Annotated in this window: 23 protein-coding genes; 10 read left to right on the top strand and 13 right to left on the bottom strand. The window is 45.1% G+C overall.

Going from position 1 to position 16,656, the window contains the following annotated elements; all coding sequences use genetic code 11:
* From F6J94_RS16010 to F6J94_RS15990, 5 genes are all read right to left on the bottom strand, one after another.
* Positions 1–1,035: transposase (locus tag F6J94_RS16010; protein WP_293041921.1), on the bottom strand; the 1,035-nt coding region annotated here is incomplete at its 3' end.
* A 1,439-nt stretch (positions 1,036–2,474) separates the two neighbouring features.
* Positions 2,475–4,298 (bottom strand): alpha-amylase family glycosyl hydrolase, encoded by a 1,824-nt coding sequence (locus F6J94_RS16005; protein ID WP_293041927.1) that lies wholly within the window; start codon positions 4,296–4,298, stop codon positions 2,475–2,477.
* Positions 4,205–4,516: a hypothetical protein gene (locus tag F6J94_RS16000; RefSeq protein ID WP_293041918.1), complete on the bottom strand. Its 312-nt coding sequence runs from the start codon at positions 4,514–4,516 to the stop codon at positions 4,205–4,207. The genes F6J94_RS16005 and F6J94_RS16000 overlap by 94 nt, the downstream gene beginning before the upstream one ends.
* Positions 4,517–4,644: 128 nt before the next feature.
* Positions 4,645–4,917 (bottom strand): DUF5615 family PIN-like protein, encoded by a 273-nt coding sequence (locus F6J94_RS15995; protein WP_293041915.1) that lies wholly within the window; start codon positions 4,915–4,917, stop codon positions 4,645–4,647.
* On the bottom strand, positions 4,914–5,228 hold the full coding sequence (locus tag F6J94_RS15990) for a DUF433 domain-containing protein (RefSeq protein ID WP_293021280.1): 315 nt from the start codon (positions 5,226–5,228) through the stop codon (positions 4,914–4,916). The genes F6J94_RS15995 and F6J94_RS15990 overlap by 4 nt, the downstream gene beginning before the upstream one ends.
* A gap of 66 nt (positions 5,229–5,294) precedes the next feature.
* Between F6J94_RS15990 and F6J94_RS15985 the strand changes: the two genes are divergently transcribed.
* Together F6J94_RS15985 and F6J94_RS15980 are read left to right on the top strand one after the other, a co-directional pair.
* Complete coding sequence (locus F6J94_RS15985) at positions 5,295–5,579, top strand: hypothetical protein (RefSeq protein ID WP_293041912.1); 285 nt, start codon at positions 5,295–5,297, stop codon at positions 5,577–5,579.
* Complete coding sequence (locus F6J94_RS15980; RefSeq protein ID WP_293041909.1) at positions 5,539–6,183, top strand: hypothetical protein; 645 nt, start codon at positions 5,539–5,541, stop codon at positions 6,181–6,183. Before F6J94_RS15985 ends, F6J94_RS15980 begins: the two co-directional genes overlap by 41 nt.
* Before the next feature lie 34 nt (positions 6,184–6,217).
* On the opposite strand, the gene F6J94_RS15975 is transcribed toward F6J94_RS15980, so the two are convergent.
* Positions 6,218–6,475 carry a hypothetical protein gene (locus F6J94_RS15975; RefSeq protein WP_293041906.1) on the bottom strand — a complete coding sequence of 86 codons (258 nt, stop codon included), beginning with the start codon at positions 6,473–6,475 and terminating at the stop codon, positions 6,218–6,220.
* 35 nt (positions 6,476–6,510) lie between these two features.
* Between F6J94_RS15975 and F6J94_RS15970 the strand changes: the two genes are divergently transcribed.
* Positions 6,511–8,991 carry a TOMM precursor leader peptide-binding protein gene (locus F6J94_RS15970; protein WP_293041924.1) on the top strand — a complete coding sequence of 827 codons (2,481 nt, stop codon included), beginning with the start codon at positions 6,511–6,513 and terminating at the stop codon, positions 8,989–8,991.
* 31 nt (positions 8,992–9,022) lie between these two features.
* Here the strand turns inward: F6J94_RS15970 and F6J94_RS15965 are convergent, their stop codons facing one another.
* The 3 genes from F6J94_RS15965 to F6J94_RS15955 are packed head-to-tail and all read right to left on the bottom strand — an operon-like array spanning position 9,023 to position 9,885.
* Positions 9,023–9,256 carry a hypothetical protein gene (locus tag F6J94_RS15965; protein ID WP_293041903.1) on the bottom strand — a complete coding sequence of 78 codons (234 nt, stop codon included), beginning with the start codon at positions 9,254–9,256 and terminating at the stop codon, positions 9,023–9,025.
* A complete protein-coding gene (locus F6J94_RS15960) occupies positions 9,231–9,683 on the bottom strand; it encodes a helix-turn-helix domain-containing protein (RefSeq protein ID WP_293041900.1) in 453 nt (150 codons plus the stop codon). Before F6J94_RS15960 ends, F6J94_RS15965 begins: the two co-directional genes overlap by 26 nt.
* Positions 9,658–9,885, bottom strand: coding sequence for a hypothetical protein (locus tag F6J94_RS15955; RefSeq protein ID WP_293041897.1), 228 nt, complete (start codon positions 9,883–9,885; stop codon positions 9,658–9,660). Before F6J94_RS15955 ends, F6J94_RS15960 begins: the two co-directional genes overlap by 26 nt.
* Positions 9,886–10,185: 300 nt before the next feature.
* Between F6J94_RS15955 and F6J94_RS15950 the strand changes: the two genes are divergently transcribed.
* The 5 genes from F6J94_RS15950 (at position 10,186) to F6J94_RS15930 (ending at position 11,987) form a co-directional block, all read left to right on the top strand.
* Positions 10,186–10,377, top strand: a complete 192-nt coding sequence (locus F6J94_RS15950) for a hypothetical protein (protein WP_293041894.1) — start codon at positions 10,186–10,188, stop codon at positions 10,375–10,377.
* Positions 10,378–10,508: 131 nt separating this feature from the next.
* Positions 10,509–10,679 (top strand): hypothetical protein, encoded by a 171-nt coding sequence (locus F6J94_RS15945; protein ID WP_293041891.1) that lies wholly within the window; start codon positions 10,509–10,511, stop codon positions 10,677–10,679.
* A 176-nt stretch (positions 10,680–10,855) separates the two neighbouring features.
* On the top strand, positions 10,856–11,521 hold the full coding sequence (locus F6J94_RS15940) for a Uma2 family endonuclease (protein WP_293041887.1): 666 nt from the start codon (positions 10,856–10,858) through the stop codon (positions 11,519–11,521).
* Positions 11,522–11,639: 118 nt separating this feature from the next.
* Positions 11,640–11,765 (top strand): hypothetical protein, encoded by a 126-nt coding sequence (locus F6J94_RS15935; protein ID WP_293041884.1) that lies wholly within the window; start codon positions 11,640–11,642, stop codon positions 11,763–11,765.
* 3 nt (positions 11,766–11,768) lie between these two features.
* Positions 11,769–11,987 (top strand): addiction module protein, encoded by a 219-nt coding sequence (locus F6J94_RS15930; protein ID WP_293041881.1) that lies wholly within the window; start codon positions 11,769–11,771, stop codon positions 11,985–11,987.
* A gap of 17 nt (positions 11,988–12,004) precedes the next feature.
* Here the strand turns inward: F6J94_RS15930 and F6J94_RS15925 are convergent, their stop codons facing one another.
* The gene (locus F6J94_RS15925) at positions 12,005–12,202 is read right to left on the bottom strand and encodes a hypothetical protein (protein ID WP_293041878.1); all 198 of its coding nucleotides are present in this window, start codon (positions 12,200–12,202) and stop codon (positions 12,005–12,007) included.
* 288 nt (positions 12,203–12,490) lie between these two features.
* On the opposite strand from F6J94_RS15925, the gene F6J94_RS34335 reads away from it, so the two are divergent.
* Entirely contained in the window at positions 12,491–12,688 is a 198-nt protein-coding gene (locus tag F6J94_RS34335; protein WP_364301995.1) for a cyanobactin class RiPP, read from the top strand.
* A 247-nt stretch (positions 12,689–12,935) separates the two neighbouring features.
* On the opposite strand, the gene F6J94_RS15920 is transcribed toward F6J94_RS34335, so the two are convergent.
* Both F6J94_RS15920 and F6J94_RS15915 read right to left on the bottom strand, forming a co-directional pair.
* The gene (locus F6J94_RS15920; protein WP_293041875.1) at positions 12,936–13,292 is read right to left on the bottom strand and encodes a hypothetical protein; all 357 of its coding nucleotides are present in this window, start codon (positions 13,290–13,292) and stop codon (positions 12,936–12,938) included.
* A gap of 44 nt (positions 13,293–13,336) precedes the next feature.
* Positions 13,337–13,477, bottom strand: coding sequence for a hypothetical protein (locus F6J94_RS15915; RefSeq protein WP_293041872.1), 141 nt, complete (start codon positions 13,475–13,477; stop codon positions 13,337–13,339).
* 282 nt (positions 13,478–13,759) lie between these two features.
* Between F6J94_RS15915 and F6J94_RS15910 the strand changes: the two genes are divergently transcribed.
* A complete protein-coding gene (locus tag F6J94_RS15910) occupies positions 13,760–15,931 on the top strand; it encodes a PatA/PatG family cyanobactin maturation protease (RefSeq protein WP_293041869.1) in 2,172 nt (723 codons plus the stop codon).
* On the opposite strand, the gene F6J94_RS15905 is transcribed toward F6J94_RS15910, so the two are convergent.
* Positions 15,896–16,156, bottom strand: a complete 261-nt coding sequence (locus F6J94_RS15905; protein WP_293041866.1) for a hypothetical protein — start codon at positions 16,154–16,156, stop codon at positions 15,896–15,898. The two genes, F6J94_RS15910 and F6J94_RS15905, sit on opposite strands and share 36 nt — an antisense overlap.
* Positions 16,157–16,656 lie beyond the last annotated feature (500 nt).

Here is a 16,656-nt window from a genome sequence, read left to right as displayed (position 1 = left end):
TATTACAGATATACTAGTCAAATTTGTCCAAATTTGACTAGTATATCTGTAATCAACTTTGCCAAAATATACGCCTCGTTTCCAACAAACCCAAGCTAAGATATCAAAGAACTGACCAAAACCCGCATCAAGGGTATGTTTCCCTAACATTCCTTTTGCCCAAGTTCTGAAATCTAAGTCCTCAACAAATATCATTCCAGCCTGGTCACAAAGATAATTTGCTAACTTAAAGTGAAAATCTTTTCGGGTATCTGATATTTTCTGATGAAGTCTTGCTATTTGACAATTTAGTTTATGTTTATTTTTGGAACCTTTTTTCTTTAGCTTCAATCTGCGTTGTAGCAATTTAAGCTTACTGTGCAGCTTTTTTAAAAATCTAGGTCGCTCTATTAGTTGATTATCAGAAGTTGCTAAAAACTTATCTAACCCAACATCAATCCCAAGGGGATGACCCCGTGGTGGAGTATCAGGAACACTGACTTCACTTTGTAAAGACAGCATTGCAAAATAACCACTAGCTCGTCTAACTATTCTAACTTGCTTTATCTTAAAACCATCTGGAATTGGTCGTGATAATCTCAGTTTAACTAATCCAATTTGAGGCAGTTTAATCCACTCATTATTTATTGGATTTGTTTTAAATTGAGGAAATACAAACGATCGCATCCGATATGGATTTTTAAATCTAGGAAAACCATATCCTTGTTCTTTCATGTTTTTAAATGCTCGATCTAAAGTCTTTAAAACTTGTTGTAAGACCTGAGCATTTATTCTTTTGAGTTCAGGATTGGCTTTTTTGGCTTTAGTTAAATTAGCCGCTTGTATTTTGTAGTTAGGATATGGCTGATCTACTGGAATTATATATTCATGCTGTAATGAACAATAATTAACTGCGCACTTTCGACTTTTGTACCAATCTTTTCGTTCCCTTAAAGCGTAATTCCACACTTTTCTGCAAACCGCCAATATATCTTCAATGACGGCGATTTGTTTTTGGGAAGGAATCAGTTTGTACTCGTAGGTTAGTCTTAGCATATTTAAATTATAACATAATTCTATCCAGGAATGCCACTTGAGTAGAACTAAGCTTCTGACCGCAATTCACCTCACGCTAACCCGATGGGTATAACGTGAGGTGAATTGCTCCATATTGATAGCCAAAAAAAATAAGAGAGCCGTTCGTTTGACTCTCTCGATCATCAGGGTGCATCTACTGATCTAAGTATAGCAAGATAAATGTGGGGTGCAACCCCTCATGCCTTTAACCCAGTAAAATGTTACAAAACTTAATAGTGTGCATCGGCTTAATGATTGGGATGAAGGTTACGCACCGCTTCAAACCTATCACTTCAAATATGTAAAGAACTCTTAAGACATCTCAAAAAAAATAAGAGAGCCGTTGGTGTGACTCTCTCGATCATCAGGGTGCATCTACTGATCTAAGTATAGCAAGACAAATGTGGGGTGCAACCCCTCACCCCTTTAACCCAGTAAAATGTTACAAAACTTAATAGTGCGCATCGGCTTAATGATTCCGATCAAGCTTACCAACTCATGCAGCAACCACCAGTTGACTTGAAACCCTTGACTTCAAACACCATTAGAATTTTTCAGCAATCTCAAAAAAAAATAGAGAGCCGTTGGTGTGACTCTCTTGATCATCAGGGTGCATCTACTGATCTAAGTATAGCAAGATAAATGTGGGGTGCAACCCCTCACCCCTCTAAGCAAGCAAAATGTTACAAAACTTAATAGTGTGCATCGGCTTAATGATTGGGATGAAGGGTACGCACCGCTTCAAACCTATCACTTCAAATATGTAAAGAACTCTTAAGACATCTCAAAAAAAATAAGAGAGCCGTTGGTGTGACTCTCTCGATCATCAGGGTGCATCTACTAATCTCAGTATAGCAAGATAAATGTGGGGTGCAACCCCTCACCCCTTTCAACCAGCAAAATGTTACAAAACTTAATAGTGTGCATCGGCTTAATGATTCTGATCAAGCTTACCAACTCATGCAGCAACCACCATTTGACTTGAAACCCTTGACTTCAAACACCATTAGAATTTTTCAGCAATCTCAAAAAAAATAGAGAGCCGTTGGTGTGACTCTCTTGATCATCAGGGTGCATCTACTGATCTAAGTATAGCAAGATAAATGTGGGGTGCAACCCCTCACCCCTCTAAGCAAGCAAAATGTTACAAAACTTAATAGTGTGCATCGGCTTAATGATTCCGATCAAGCCTACCCATTCATGCAGTAACCACCAGTTCCCTTCAAACCGCTGACTTCAAGCACCATTAGAACTGTTAAGCCCTCTCAAAAAAAAATAGAGAGCCGTGCTTGTGACTCTCTTGATCATCAGGGTGTATCTACTTGATCTCAGTATAGCAAAATAAATGTGGGGTGCAACCCCTCACATGGTTAAACCAGTAAAATGTTATAATCATCGATAGTTTTGCGGTAGAATCCCTAGGCCAAAATCATCATGCCACTAGGAGGTAACTCAATCCTGACGGTTGCCCTACCCTCGTCATGTTGAACGATTACAGTTTGATTCTGGGGTGGATTGCGTAATTGAGAGTTACTCCAGTAACTGTTGTAGAGCAGAGTAAGGGTTGACCCATGGGGGTGTAGTGAGGCATCAATGGTGACGTATGCACCACGGTTTTCAGTGCCATGGGTGTTTAAAGCAACCAGAATTTCTTGATTGTAGAGAATCCTTGACCAGGCAATTAATTCTCCAGCATCAGGAATAGCAAAAGGTTTGCCGAGATAGGAGGTTTCTCGGAGGTATTGACGACCGCCACGTAGGGTTTTACCAATCAGATCTGGTCGATTCCGGAGGTTTGCGATCGCAGAAATTCTGAGATAGGTGGGATGGTCTGAGTCAAAGAAGTGACAGCCACTGGTTTCAAATGCCCCAAAGCTACCGCCAAACATCGATTCACGAATATAGCGATCGCTATTGGAAATGTTGCCATACTCATTTATTGCTTCAACACTAGGGTCATGGCGGTTTTCTGTGCCATCAAATGCTTGTTCAGTACCGTAATAGATACAGGGTATACCCAACGTGGTCAGTTGCACCCCTACCGCATGGGCTGTTTGCTGGTATTTACTAGGAATAGAGTTATTAGCAGCAAAGCGATGTTTGCGATCGCGTCCGACCATATCATGGTCATCTAAGATGGAAACATGATACCGTCCCGTTTCCCGGTGGCTACCAAGGATATTATGCTCCTCAAATTGACCAAAAAACTCCCTTGGCCGTGTTAATCCTTTTACCATCTGTGCTAATCGCTTTGTGGGTTCCCCAATATCAAGCACAGCATCCAAGTTGCGACCAAATACTTCCAGGTAGTTGCGGGACATATGAGCCCCATCGGTTACTTCTCCCACCAGTAGGATGTTATCCTTACCAATCGATTCCGCATATTCCCGGATAGCACCACAAAAACTACGGGAAACTCGCCAAGGAATATGCTTAACGGTATCAATGCGGAATCCATCGCAGTCACTTAGGGCAATCCAGTATTGATAGACTTTAATAATCCCTGCTAAGACTTCCGGTTTAGCGACATTAATATCTTTTAAATCAAAGAAATCCCCTCGGCGAAATTCTAGCTCCGGATGCAGTTTATCTTCCCAAGGGTCTGCACCCCATTCGTTAATATGACCAGCACGAGTGTACCAATCCATGTTTTGAAATTCTTGAGGCCATACCCCATCAATTTCTGTAGTGATTTGGGAAATCGCTTTACCAGTGCCAGAACGCCAACTATGAAATGGATAGGGGGGTTCAAAACGGTAGGGAAGGGTAGACTGAGGATTATCATTATCATCTTGGTAGAAAAAGTTATTGCCGCTGTGGTTATAAATGATGTCTAAGATCACATACATTTCCCGCTCATGGGCAGCATCCACTAAATCCCGTAAATCCTGACGGCTGCCAAATCGGGGGTCAACATCTAGGAAATTTTGAATCCCGTAGCCGTGATAGGTGTCTAGTTCAATCCGTTGTCGCCAAACTGGACCAATCCAAAGGGTAGTGACACCTAATTGTTTCAAGTAGTCCAATTTACTTTCGATTCCCTTGAGGGTACCCCCTTGAAACCTTTTTCCCTTGCTCATCCAGTCACCTTTATTTTTGGCTTTAAATTGGTTTGGATTGCTACGGTCAAACTTTTTCCGCTCTAGTTCTAACCCATCACTGAATCGGTCAGGTAGCAGAAAGTATAGAATCTGGTCTCGCCAAGTAATCGGACTTGGATAAACATTGCCCCTCGGTTGCAGGTTGGCCTCAGCAAGGGTTTGGGGAGAGCATGGTTCAACTGGAGTAGACACGATGGAAACCTTTGGTGAATCGATGTTCGTTTCTTTAACGGTATACACCAGTAGATAATTATATTCCGCAAAAGATTAGGGGGAGTCGGGAATCGGGAGTCGAGAGTGGGGAGTCGGGAGTGGGGAATCGGGAGTCGGGAGTAGGGAGTCGGGAGTAGGAATAACAAAATTGAATTTACCTAATAATTCATTCGTGGGGTGTTTTTGAATTTTGAATTGATAATGACGAAGGAAACTCAGAGAAATTCAAGATGATTTTGCATTTCCTCTGGCTGCAATACTTCCCAAATCAAAGTTAGTGACCTATGATTTCTCCTATTGAGCGTCGATTAGGACTGCAATAAGCAATTCCAGAATGAGTTATTCCAGTTTGATGAAGTACCACAAAGTCGTCATCATGAGTCACCAGAACTCGTTGTTGCAATGTGGCAAAAGCAAGCTGTTCTTGATCAGAGGCAGCAATCAGTCCAACTTCTGAGGTTGTCGTTACTTCAATTCCACGACGACGCAAACCTTGAGAGATGGCATTGCTAACACTTTCATCCAAATGAAATCGGATTTTGGTCATTGCCGATTCTGAAGTTTTTGCTGCAATAGAGACGGTGTTTGAGCTTGTACCGCTTCTACAAAGGCTTCTCCAGCCTCAATATCCTGTCTGATTTCCTCTTTATGGTCGTGGTAGTAAGCCAGTGCTGCATAGACATCTGACAGGGTAATGCTAGGATGGTGATATAGAATTTCATCCGGTGACATTCCCATGCTTTCGTGCCAGATGACAATATCTTGAACTCGAATCCGATGTCCGGCAATCCGAGGTTTACCGCCACAAACCCCCGGAGTGATTTCAATATGTTCTGAGATTGTTGGAATAGTTGCCATTGGGAGAGTTAAACGTCACTGAAAGATGCATTACCTTACGGTAGTATTCTTACTGAATAGCACACTTTGCGGTCTGTTTGCGTTCGCGTAGCGTGGCCTACGGCCAATCGCATTCAAAGTATAGCATTTCAGCAAATAGTTAAAAAAATAGTTAAAAAATGCAATAAGCCCATTTTTAATAGTAATCAAGTACACAATATTTTCCCCCGATTCCCGATTCCCGATTCCCTACTCCCTACTCCCTACTCCCTACTCCCTACTCCCTACTCCCTACTCCCTACTCCTTACTCCCTACTCCCTTCCCTAGATCATGTCTTACAGTCAATTTACTATTCAAAAAGTAGTCAATGATTTTGACTTAACCTTAATCGAACAAGGGAATATTTTTGAAAGCGATAGCGATCGCGTAATTTCTCCTAGTCCTTATTTAGCCGAATTTATCACCCAAAATTACCAACTAGCCATCGCCTTGAATACGGAAAAAGCCCGATCAGAACTCTTGATATGTCCAGTATTACTCGCAGTTAGAGAATTCCATAAAAACCAGATTAGCTTGTTTTCTGGGGAAGAGTTTAATTTTGACCCAGAAGTTGGATTAAATGGTACCTGTGATTTTATTATCAGTCTGTCACCGGAACAGTTATTTGTTAAAGCCCCAGTAGCCGTTATTATAGAAGCCAAAAAAGAAGATCTGAAAGGGGGATTAGGACAGTGTATCGCCGCAATGGTAGCAGCTGCTCGGTTTAACCAACAGGTGAATAATGGTAACGGTAATGCGTTCGCGGAGCGTGGCCTACGGCCAATTGCAACGGTTTACGGTGCCGTAACCACTGGGACTCTATGGCGATTTCTCAAATTGGAAGAAAAAACAGTAACCCTCGATCTGGCGGAATATTTTCTGCCTCCCATCGAACCTATTCTAGGGAAATTGGTGCAGATGGTGGAACAGGATTAGGAGTTAGATCAATTCTGGTTGTGGGGTTTTCTGTTTAAAGAGGGGAATCGGGAATCGGGAATCGGGAATCGGGAATCAGGAATCGTAAAATCGGGAGTGGGGCAATCTCTAGAAGCTTCTTTATCAGTAAAATAATACAGCGAATTATTTTACAATAATCATTGCTTTGTATTTCTGAGCAGGAAAATATCCAGCGTTCGCGATCGCGTGACCGCTCGATCAATCCCTTAGTATACTTTAGCTCTATTTTTAATAAACAAATGTTTTCCGAGAGTGACAGGCAAGTGCCCACTCCCGACTCCCGACTCCCGATTCCCCACCAGAAACATGGAACCACTCTTACAAATCCGTCCCCATTATCGCGTTGAAATCATTGAACCCAATCATGTTTATCTATTGGCCGAAAACGGCACCCACGCTTTAACGGGGGAATTTTACTGTCATCTGATGCCGCTGCTGGATGGTCAGTATACCTATGAGCAAATTTGTGAACGACTGACCGAGCACGCTGACCGAGACCAGGTGGCTTATGTGATCGAAAATTTGTATGACAAAGGGTACATCGCTGCAAAGGTGCCTGAATTGTCAGACGCTGCTGCTGCTTTCTGGAGTTTGCTGGGAGTAGAACCCCAAACTGCTTATGATTGTTTGCGGCAAGTAGTAGTTTATGTCACTGCTGTGGGGAATGTTCCAACTCAACCCTTGACCGATAAACTCACAACCGTTGGCATTCAAACCCAACCCTGGACAGGTAAACCCCCAGTCACAGAGTTACCCACTCTGTTAGTCGTGCTTACCGATGACTATCTACAACCGGAACTAGCAGAGATTAATCAAGTTGCCCTAGATACTAACCAACCCTGGCTGTTGGCGAAACCAATAGGAGGACTGTTGTGGTTTGGTCCGATCTTTGAACCAGGAATAACTGGCTGTTGGGAATGTTTGGCCCATCGTCTGCGGGGCAACCGGGAAGTGGAAGCGTCGGTGCTGAAGCAGAAGGGAAAGGCGGGAAGTGTTGCAGAAGTAGGGAACAGGGAACAGGGAATCGGGAATCGGGAGTCGGAACCCACCCCTAACCCCTCCCAGGAGGGGAACGGGAATCGGGAATCGGGAATCGGGAATCGGGGAGAAGAATTGACCCAAACACAATCAGAAACTGTTAATCAGTCTCAAACCCCGAATCATCAAGTTGAGTTTGGTCGGGTGACGGGGTGTTTGCCTACTTCTAATGCTTTCCTCAGTTCTACCTTAGAGACTGGCCTGAATTTAATTACCACTGAAGTCGCTAAATGGATAGTGCAACTGGGGGTAGAGGAAACAGCTAACTTGGCCACGTTGGTGGGGAAAGTGATTACCCTCAATCAAACTAACCTTAGCACTGAAACCCATCAGCTCTCCCATCGTCCCCAATGTGCTGCTTGTGGGAATCCGCAACTTTTAAGCGATCGCGCTCATCAACCGGTTACCTTAGTCAATCGTAAAAAGCAATACACTACCGATGGCGGGCATCGTGCCTTTACTCCCGATCAAACCCTGAAACGCTACCAACACCTGGTTAGTCCCATCACCGGAGTTGTCAGTGCCCTAGTCCGTTCCTCTGACCCAGACAGTGCCCTGCTCCATACCTATCATGCTATTCATAGTTACGGTGCTGCCACCAATAATTTGAACCGTTTGCGTCGTCTGTTGGGTCATAAAAGTGCTGGCAAAGGGAAAACTGACCGTCAAGCCAAAGCCAGTGGGTTCTGTGAAGCGGTTGAACGCTATTCCAGTATCTATCATGGGGATGAACCCCGGATTGTTTCTACCTTAGGGGAGTTGGGAGATACTGCTATTCCTCCCGAACAGGTGATGCAGTTTAGTGAGTATCAGTACGCTCACCGAGAAACCTTGAACAAAGCCCGAGTCGATCACAATTGGGTGCCGCAACGGTTTGATAGCAGCCAAGCCATTGAATGGACACCAGTTTGGTCTTTAGTGACACAAACCCATAGCTATCTGCCCACCGCCTTCTGTTATTACAACTATCCCCCATCAAAGGATCATCACTTCTGTTCCGGTGACTCCAATGGTAATGCTGCTGGCAATACCTTGGAAGAAGCGATTTTGCAGGGCTTTATGGAATTGGTGGAACGGGATAGCGTGGCTATTTGGTGGTACAACTCCCTGCAATGTCCGGGAGTGGATTTAGCCAGCTTTGATGACCCCTATCTGGTAGAGTTACAACAACTATACCGCGACCGCAAACGTGATTTGTGGGTGCTGGATATTACCAGTGATTTAGGCATTCCCGCCTTTGCTGCCGTGTCAGCCCGCACCGATCAGGAACAAGAAGGGATTATTGCCGGGTTTGGTGCCCATCTCGATCCTCGGATTGCCATTTTACGGGCAGTCACAGAGATGAACCAACTGGGATTTTATGTGGATGACGTGGAACCCAGTGAAACCGGTGCTTGGGAGGAATGGAATAAGCATAATCTAAACCGCAAAGACAATCCCTACATGGTTCCCAATCCTGACATTCCCCTCAAGCATTACAGTGACTATGCTCAACAGTGGAGTGATGATATTTATGAGGATGTCATGACCTGTGTCAACATTGCCCAGTCCGCAGGCATGGAAACCCTAGTTCTAGACCAAACCCGCCCGGATATTGGCTTAAATGTAGTCAAGGTGATTGTACCAGGGATGCGCCATTTTTGGGCAAGATTCGCCCCCGGTCGGTTGTATGATGTCGCCGTTAAGTTAGGCTTGTTCGCGGAACCCTTAAGGGAAGATCAACTTAATCCGATACCGATGATTTTGTAGGAATGGGGAATTAAGAATTAAGAATTAAGAATTAAGAATTAAGAATCGGGAATCGGAACCCACCCCTAACCCCTCCCAGGAGGGGAACGGGAGTCGGGAATCGGGAATCGGGAATCGGGAACAGGGAACGGGGAACAGGGAACAGTGGACAAGAATTCTCTCCCCATCTCCCTATCTCCCCATCTCCCCATCTCCCCGCGCCCCCGCCCCACACTCCCCCATCACCCCATCTCCCCTGCTCAGCTGCTAGCGGGGAAACTGCCACCAATGAAGTGAATATCACTGAAGGTTTCGATCCACAGACGAGCGCCACAATCGAGGGGATGATCTGGCTGATAGACAATCTTACAAGGACCGAGGATTTCCACTTCGTTGCCGTAGAGATTGGTACCCTTTCGTTTTACTGAAATCACTGGCTTCCGCTCTTGAGGGCTTTTGTGCATATTCGAGCCAATGTGATTGCGGTTGACATTAATCTTCGCTAAAGCCGGGGGACGACTGGTACGCCATTTGCCCTTCGGTCCACGGCTACCTTTGGTAATTTGTGGCAAATGGTTGAACAGAGGAATAATCCAGAATTTCCCACTTTTATAAGCACCCCTGACCCGACCCTTCTCTAGGAGTTGGCGCAATCGCCGAGACGAAATTCCTAACAGAGATGCGGCTTCAGTGGTACCAACACACTTGTTCATCAGTGGACTCTCCCTTTACTATTCCGATAATACTAGTATAGTAGATAAAATGGGAATTGACAATTTTGGGGAATCGGGAATCGGGAATCGGGAATCGGGAATCGAGAATAAACGGAAGAGTTTGAGATACGGTCGTGGATGCGATCGCATAAGCGCGGAAGCTGAGGCCTTGGCCAAAAGGCCACGCTACGCGAATGGCCAAGGTCAATCGCACTCTATAGCTCTAATCACGAGTAAGGTAAACAGGATTTTTTCCCAAACTCCCGATTCCAAATTCTTAATTCTTAATTCTTAATTCTTAATTCCCTGTTCCCTATTCCCTGTTCCCTGTTCCCTACTTCCAATTCGTTACAAAAATTTAAAACATATGTTATAATATGCAATTTTTTGTGCTATAGTAAAACTGTGGTCGTTAAACGTCCACGGGAAGAGCCAGCCAACGGATTTTGCGAGGCCGGTGTGGCTGGCTCTTGGTCCCCCAGTACAAGGAGATACATAGATTATGTCTTACCATCAACGCCTACATCCATGGGTGATTATTAGGCTGTTATCGAAGATGCAACGGGTCGTTGTTGCTCGTTTCCGCAAGCGTTCAGATGCGGAGGGCCATTTGCAGGCGCTGAAACGGTTGATGCCCGATGCCGAATTTATTATTATTTTTGATCACGGCGAGCCTATAGAGGAAGAGTTTTAAGAGGATATCTGAAAAGTTTTTTTATACTGGATTTTGCCCCCCTAGCCCCCCAACTTTGGGGGGAAAAAGAGTCAATTTTATTCTAAAAGTCCCCCAAAATTGGGGGACCAACGGGGGCTTGGATGTAGCAAATGAGACTTCTCAGACAACCTCTAAGCGATCAGCTGTCAGCTAATGCGCTACGCCCACGCTACGCGAACAGTACAAATAATTTAAGTAGGGTGGGCAAAATTATATTATCTACAATACTGATTTCAACCCAACTTTTTTTGCCCACCCTACAAGCTAGCTTATGCGATTGACCTTTGGTCACGCTACGCGATGCTCCGTAGGAGCCGCTAAAAGCGATTGGCCGTAGGCCACGCTACGCGATCGCACTTTTGCCTCTTGCCTCTTGCCTCTTACCTGCTCCCTGCTCCCTGCTCCCTGCTCCCTAAAAACCCAAAACTTTGTACTTAACTACATTGCAAACCGCTCTATGACTATTTCTACCCTACCCTTAACCATACCCCCCCTAGAAAACGGCGACACACTCACCCGTTTTGAATTTGAGCAGCGCTACGCCGCTATGCCCGAGATCAAAAAAGCTGAATTAATAGAAAGATGTGTGTATATGACTCCTGCTGTTCATGCTAAAGCTCACGGTAAACCCCATGCTCACATTATGGGATGGCTGGTTGCCTACGAAGCGGTTACTACTGGTGTAGAAGTTTTGAATAACTCTACCGTGGGTCTAGATGCTGACAACGAAGTCCAACCCGATGCTCTGCTGCGCATCGAGGAAAATGGACAATCTACGATCAGCAACGACGACTATGTCGAAGGGGCACCGGAACTGATTGTTGAAATTGCGGCCAGTAGCGCGTCGTATGATCTACACCAAAAGTTCAATGTCTATCGCCGTAATCAGGTGCAGGAGTATTTGGTCTGGCGAGTGTATGACCAAGAATTGGATTGGTTCTGTTTACAAGAGGGGAAATATATTGCCTTGCAACCTGATCAATCAGGCATTCTCACTTCAACAATTTTCCCTGGTTTGTGCCTGGCGAAATCCGCCTTATTATCCGGAGATCTAGGCACTGTGTTAGGGGTTTTACAAGAGGGAGTAGGGAACAGGGAACAGGGAACAGGGAACAGGGAATAGGGAGATGGGGAGATGGGGAGATGGGGAGGTGGGGAGATGGGGAGATAGGGAGATAGGGAGATGGGGAATATTTTTAATAAGGCTAGTGATCATAACATGATATAGCGCTACAATCCTAATGAGGTACACAAGATTGTTTACCTATTGCCTCTTGCCTCTTCTTTTTTCCCTGTTCCCTATTCCCTGTTCCCTGTTCCCTAAAACCCAAGACTCTGTCCCTCACCCAATTAGTAAATATTATTAACCTATGCAAATTCCTTTGCCAACAGGTTTTGATAAACTCAATAGAGCCGAACAAATCAATTATATTGGTGACCTTTGGGATTGGTTTATCTCTCAGCCAGATGACACAATAGCACCACAGTGGCATATGGATATTGTTCAGGAACGATTAGCCGATCATGACCCTGAGCGATCGCAGCCTTGGACGAATGTAAAGCAACGAAATAGGGGAATTAAGAATTAAGAATTAAGAATTAAGAATTAAGAATTAAGAATTAAGAATTGGGAGTCGGGAATCGATATGTGACTATTTAATGGTGAGATTTTACGGAAGCATCTTGGTAGATAAGCCATCTTGGTAGAATGGGCATCTTGCCCGTGGCTGCTCCTCCGGAATGTGGAACGGGCATCTTGCCCATTGCTCCTGTTACAATTCTCCCCATCTCCCCATCTCCCCATCTCCCTACTCCCAATTCTTAATTCTTAATTCTTAATTCTTAATTCTTTGGAACAGGCATCTTGCCCATTGCTCCTGTTACAATTCTCCCCATCTCCCCATCTCCCCATCTCCCCATCTCCCCATCTCCCTACTCCCAATTCTTAATTCTTAATTCTTAATTCTTAATTCTTAATTCTTAATTCTCAATTCCCCACTGTAAAGAATTGTAAACCCCCCTTGACTCCCCGCCCTTACCCAATGGTATTATAACCCCTGTAACAAACAAAATCTAACAGGAGCAAAAGCAAATGGGAAAGAAAAAACTCTTGCCTGGCCAAAAATCTCCCATCGTACGTTCCACCACAGCTAAGCCCATCCCCGGCTTGGAAGAAACAGCCCTGACGGAGGGCATGGGAGGCACCACCAGCCACGGTGTTACCCCTTCCATAAGTGCACCACCGGGGGTCACTTTTTCATTTCCTTTTGCGGGGGAAGGGGACGAGTAATAATCACTCTATCACAGTTAATGCAAATTATCTCAAAAGTCTTTTTTTTCATTGCTGGGCGGTCGATTGGCCGTTATAAATTTACGGGAAACCCTGGCTACTTCGGGGTCTTCGGTTACCTGGCACGGCTGGGTGTTTGCTCGATGCTTGCCCTGGTGAGACTTTTTTGACAAATGTTGTGATTCCGATAGAGAAACCCCAGCTATTGGGGTTTTTCGTTTTAAATAGGGGAATCGGAAATTAAGAATTAAGAATGAAGAATTAAGAATTGAGAATTAAGAATTAAGAATTTGAATACTTGTAGGGTGGGCATTGCTTCCGAAAGATCAGGCATGGAACGGCGAGCAATTAAATAGGCAATGCCCACCAATACCCAATTAGAATCGGGAATCGGGAGTCGGGAGAATCGGGATACTTGTAGGCTGGGCATTGCTTCCGAAAGATCAGGCATTGAACGGCGAGCAATTAAATAGGCAATGCCCACCAACACCCAAGGTCTGACGGTTTGATGGTAAGAATCGGGATAGTTGTAGGGTGGGCATTGCTGAAAATGATCTTTATTGAACGGCGAGCAATTAAATAAGCAATGCCCACCAATACCCAATTAGAATCGGGAATCGGGAATCGGGAATCGGGAGGAGTAGATAGTCAATGTGTGACTAGTTGATGGTAAGATTTTTCAGGAACGGGAATCTTGGTAGAATAGCCATCTTGGTGAAATAGGAATCTTAGTGGAATGGGCATCTTGCCCGTTGCTGTAAAATAGTCATCTTGCTGTGGAATGGGCATCTTGCCCGTTACAATAGATAGTCGGGCGGGCAAGATGCCCACTCTACTGCTATTGATCCTTGGTCGCGGGCAGGATGCCCACTCTACTGCTATTGATCCCTTGATTCAGCAACACCAAAATTATCCCCATCCCCCCATCCCCCCATCCCCCCACCTCCCCACTCCCAATTCTAAATTCTTAATTCTAAATTCTAAATTCTAAATTCTAAATTCTTAATTCTTAATTCTAAATTCTTAATTCTTAATTCTTAATTCCCACTCCCCATCTATAACGAAAAACAAATGCCCGACCTCTCCACCATCCCCGGCTTCACGGAACTCCAATCCCACACCACCGGTGATTCTCGCCTTCTGATCGCTGTATTAGATGGTTCAGTAGACTTAGACCGAGCCTGTTTCCAGGGGGCAAAGCTGAGTCGAATTACCCCCTTTTGGTCAGAAGAACTTGAAATTGACCCCGATCTGATCAAAGTCTTCCGAGAGATTAATCAGTTAGATGACTTTGACGACGACACCAAAAAAGAAAAACTAGAAGCTGCTATTCCAGACGACCGGATTCGTTATCGGATTTTCTGCAATTTCCATGCTACCCATATTTCCAGTACCATTTTTGGACAACCAGGCTCTCCGGTTGAAGGCATTGCCCCTGGTTGCCGAGGCATTAATATCCCCATTGCTCGGGATGGGGAGAACTTCATCAACCCCCTGAACCTAGTTCATGCCTTTAATCAAGCTTTGGAACTGGGAGCGAATATTATTCACTGCGCCGCCTGTCACCCCACCCAATCCGGTGTCGCCCATGAACTGTTGGAAAAAGCAGTGCGTCAAGCCCAGGAGAATAATGTTCTGGTGGTTGCCCCTGGTGGTAATGATAAAGGGGAATGTTGGTGTATTCCGGCAGTTTTGCCGGGAGTACTAACGGTTGGAGCCTACAAAGATAATGATCAACCGGCCAAGTTCAGTAACTTCGGTGGCCAGTATGCCAAACAAGGGGTGCTGGCTCCCGGAGAAAATATTTTAGGGGCACAACCGGGAACCGATGAAGCAGTGCGGAAAAAAGGAACCAGTTGTGCGGCTCCGGTAATTACGGGAATTTCCGCCTTGTTAATGAGTTTGCAATTACAACAAGGGGCAGCTCCCGATGCGGAAGCGATTCGTGCTGCTATTACCAATAGTGCCATTCCCTGCGACCCAGAAGAAGTAGAAGAACCAGAACGCTGTTTGCTGGGCAAGGTTAATATTGCCGGTGCCTTTGAGTTAATTACCGGACAAGAATTAGCAGCAAAAGGTGAAGGGTCAGAGATTACTAGTCAAGGCTCAGAGGATAAAAGTACGATTGTTTTTATATCGTCTAAGGAAGGGAATCGGGAATCGGGAATCGGGAATCGGGAATCGGGAATCGGGAATCGGGAACAGGGAATAGGGAATAGGGAACAGGGAATAGGGAATAGGGTCGAAGAATTAACGGAAATAGTAACAGAAATAGTAACAGAAAATCAATTAACCTTATCTTCTGATCGGGTTAGCGCTAATAATATCACTGCTAATAATATCACTGCTGATAATATCACTGCTAATACTACTGCAGCCAATAATATTGTGCCCAGTGCTGGTTCAAACCTGGTCTATGTGATGGGAACGGTGGGGTATGATTTCGGAACAGAAGCAAGGCGGGATTCTTTTAAGCAGTTAATGCCACCGGTAGAGGTCAACGGGGTAATGGTTCCCCCCAACCCCTACGATGCCAGGCAAATGGGAGATTATCTGGGTCAGAATCTCTATGAAGCCAAGTCGTTAATTTGGACCTTGAACCTAGAACTGACGCCCATTTATGCCCTGGAACCGGTGGGGGCATTTGCGGATGATACTTACGCCACCTTGCAGGATATGCTGGCCAGTGAGGCATTGCCAGAAAACGATGACGAGTATATAGAACGGGTGAGTATGGCGGGACGGTTGAGCCGGAAAACTGTCAAACTGTTTTCTGGACAAGAGCTGCCGGTGTTGAAGCTTTATAGTCCCCGGGGCATGTACGGCTGGACAATCAACACCTTAGTGGATAATGCCATCGAAGCCGTTCGTCAGGAACAGCAGAATGCTGATGAAGCGGCAATCCGGAAGTCTTTGACGGCATTTCTACATCGGGTCTATTATGACCTACGGAACTTAGGACAAGCTGACCGCGATCGCGCCATCAACTATGCCGCTATTAATGCCTTTCAAGCCGCCGAAAGTATTTCGGAAGCAGTAGCTATAGGCATGGAACTCCATAGTATTGAAGTAGAGAAGAGTCCCTTCTGTCGTTATGATAGCAACTGTTGGGATGTAAAACTGAAGTTCTTTGACCCAGACAATGGTCGCAGAGCTAAGAAAGTCTATCGCTTCACCATTGATGTGATTGATCTAGTTCCCGTTACCTTAGGTCACGTGCGTTCTTGGTCCGTACCGAAGTAGGGAGTCGGGAGTAGGGAGTAGGGAGTAGGGAGTAGGGAGTAGGGAGATGGGGAGATGGGGAGATGGGGTGATGGGGTGATGGGGTGATAGGGAGATAGGGAGATAGGGTGATGGGGTGATGGGGAGTGCGTAGGGTGCGTAGGGTGCGTTAGGGGCGGACTTGCGCTTATTTTGACGGAGCGCCAGGGTTGGGATAGTCCGCCCCGTAACGCACCACCGGCTCAAACAGCTTTAATGAGATCCACCCAGTGTGGAAAGTGTATAAAGTGTGGTAAGTGTGGTGTTATCGTGGCTAACCCCAATTCCCATCTCCCGATTCCCATCTCCCGATTCCCGATTCCCGATTCCCCATAAAAAAAAGCAAAAAAAAACGGGGAAGAAAAAGTTAGTAAAAACCTTCCCCTCAAGGAAAAGCTAAAGACTAGAAGATGAAAAAACTAGAATATCCAAAAAAATATGATCACCTATAAAGATACCGTAAAGTGATTGAAAAGGTCAATAGTTTTTTTTTTAACTTTTATGTTGCGGCTTGTACTTTTATCTAGGAATATGAAGAAACTTATACCGAGTTGCATTCAAAGATAGGGAGATGGGGAGATGGGGAGATGGGGAGATAGGGAGATAGGGAGATGGGGAGATAGGGAGATAGGGAGTTGTGTAGTCAGGCTATGGATAACTCGATACTAAGTTGCCGTCAAAGGTAAAACTTTCTCTTTCCCAAATCT

Source organism: Moorena sp. SIO1F2, assembly GCF_010672755.1.
Classification (GTDB): Bacteria; Cyanobacteriota; Cyanobacteriia; order Cyanobacteriales; family Coleofasciculaceae; genus Moorena.
Note: the sequence above shows the minus strand (reverse complement) of the source record. Positions and strands in the feature narration are given on the sequence as shown.

Coding starts and splice junctions, on each gene's coding strand:
- F6J94_RS15995 (WP_293041915.1), bottom strand. CDS start 4,917: ATGACCAAAATCCGATTTCATTTGGATGAAAGTGTTAGCAATGCCATC.
- F6J94_RS15990 (WP_293021280.1), bottom strand. CDS start 5,228: ATGGCAACTATTCCAACAATCTCAGAACATATTGAAATCACTCCGGGG.
- F6J94_RS15980 (WP_293041909.1), top strand. CDS start 5,539: ATGTCTTACAGTCAATTTACTATTCAAAAAGTAGTCAATGATTTTGAC.
- F6J94_RS15970 (WP_293041924.1), top strand. CDS start 6,511: ATGGAACCACTCTTACAAATCCGTCCCCATTATCGCGTTGAAATCATT.
- F6J94_RS15960 (WP_293041900.1), bottom strand. CDS start 9,683: ATGAACAAGTGTGTTGGTACCACTGAAGCCGCATCTCTGTTAGGAATT.
- F6J94_RS15950 (WP_293041894.1), top strand. CDS start 10,186: ATGTCTTACCATCAACGCCTACATCCATGGGTGATTATTAGGCTGTTA.
- F6J94_RS15945 (WP_293041891.1), top strand. CDS start 10,509: ATGAGACTTCTCAGACAACCTCTAAGCGATCAGCTGTCAGCTAATGCG.
- F6J94_RS15940 (WP_293041887.1), top strand. CDS start 10,856: ATGACTATTTCTACCCTACCCTTAACCATACCCCCCCTAGAAAACGGC.
- F6J94_RS15935 (WP_293041884.1), top strand. CDS start 11,640: ATGAGGTACACAAGATTGTTTACCTATTGCCTCTTGCCTCTTCTTTTT.
- F6J94_RS15930 (WP_293041881.1), top strand. CDS start 11,769: ATGCAAATTCCTTTGCCAACAGGTTTTGATAAACTCAATAGAGCCGAA.
- F6J94_RS15925 (WP_293041878.1), bottom strand. CDS start 12,202: ATGGGGAGATGGGGAGATGGGGAGAATTGTAACAGGAGCAATGGGCAA.
- F6J94_RS34335 (WP_364301995.1), top strand. CDS start 12,491: ATGGGAAAGAAAAAACTCTTGCCTGGCCAAAAATCTCCCATCGTACGT.
- F6J94_RS15915 (WP_293041872.1), bottom strand. CDS start 13,477: ATGCCCATTCCACAGCAAGATGACTATTTTACAGCAACGGGCAAGATG.
- F6J94_RS15910 (WP_293041869.1), top strand. CDS start 13,760: ATGCCCGACCTCTCCACCATCCCCGGCTTCACGGAACTCCAATCCCAC.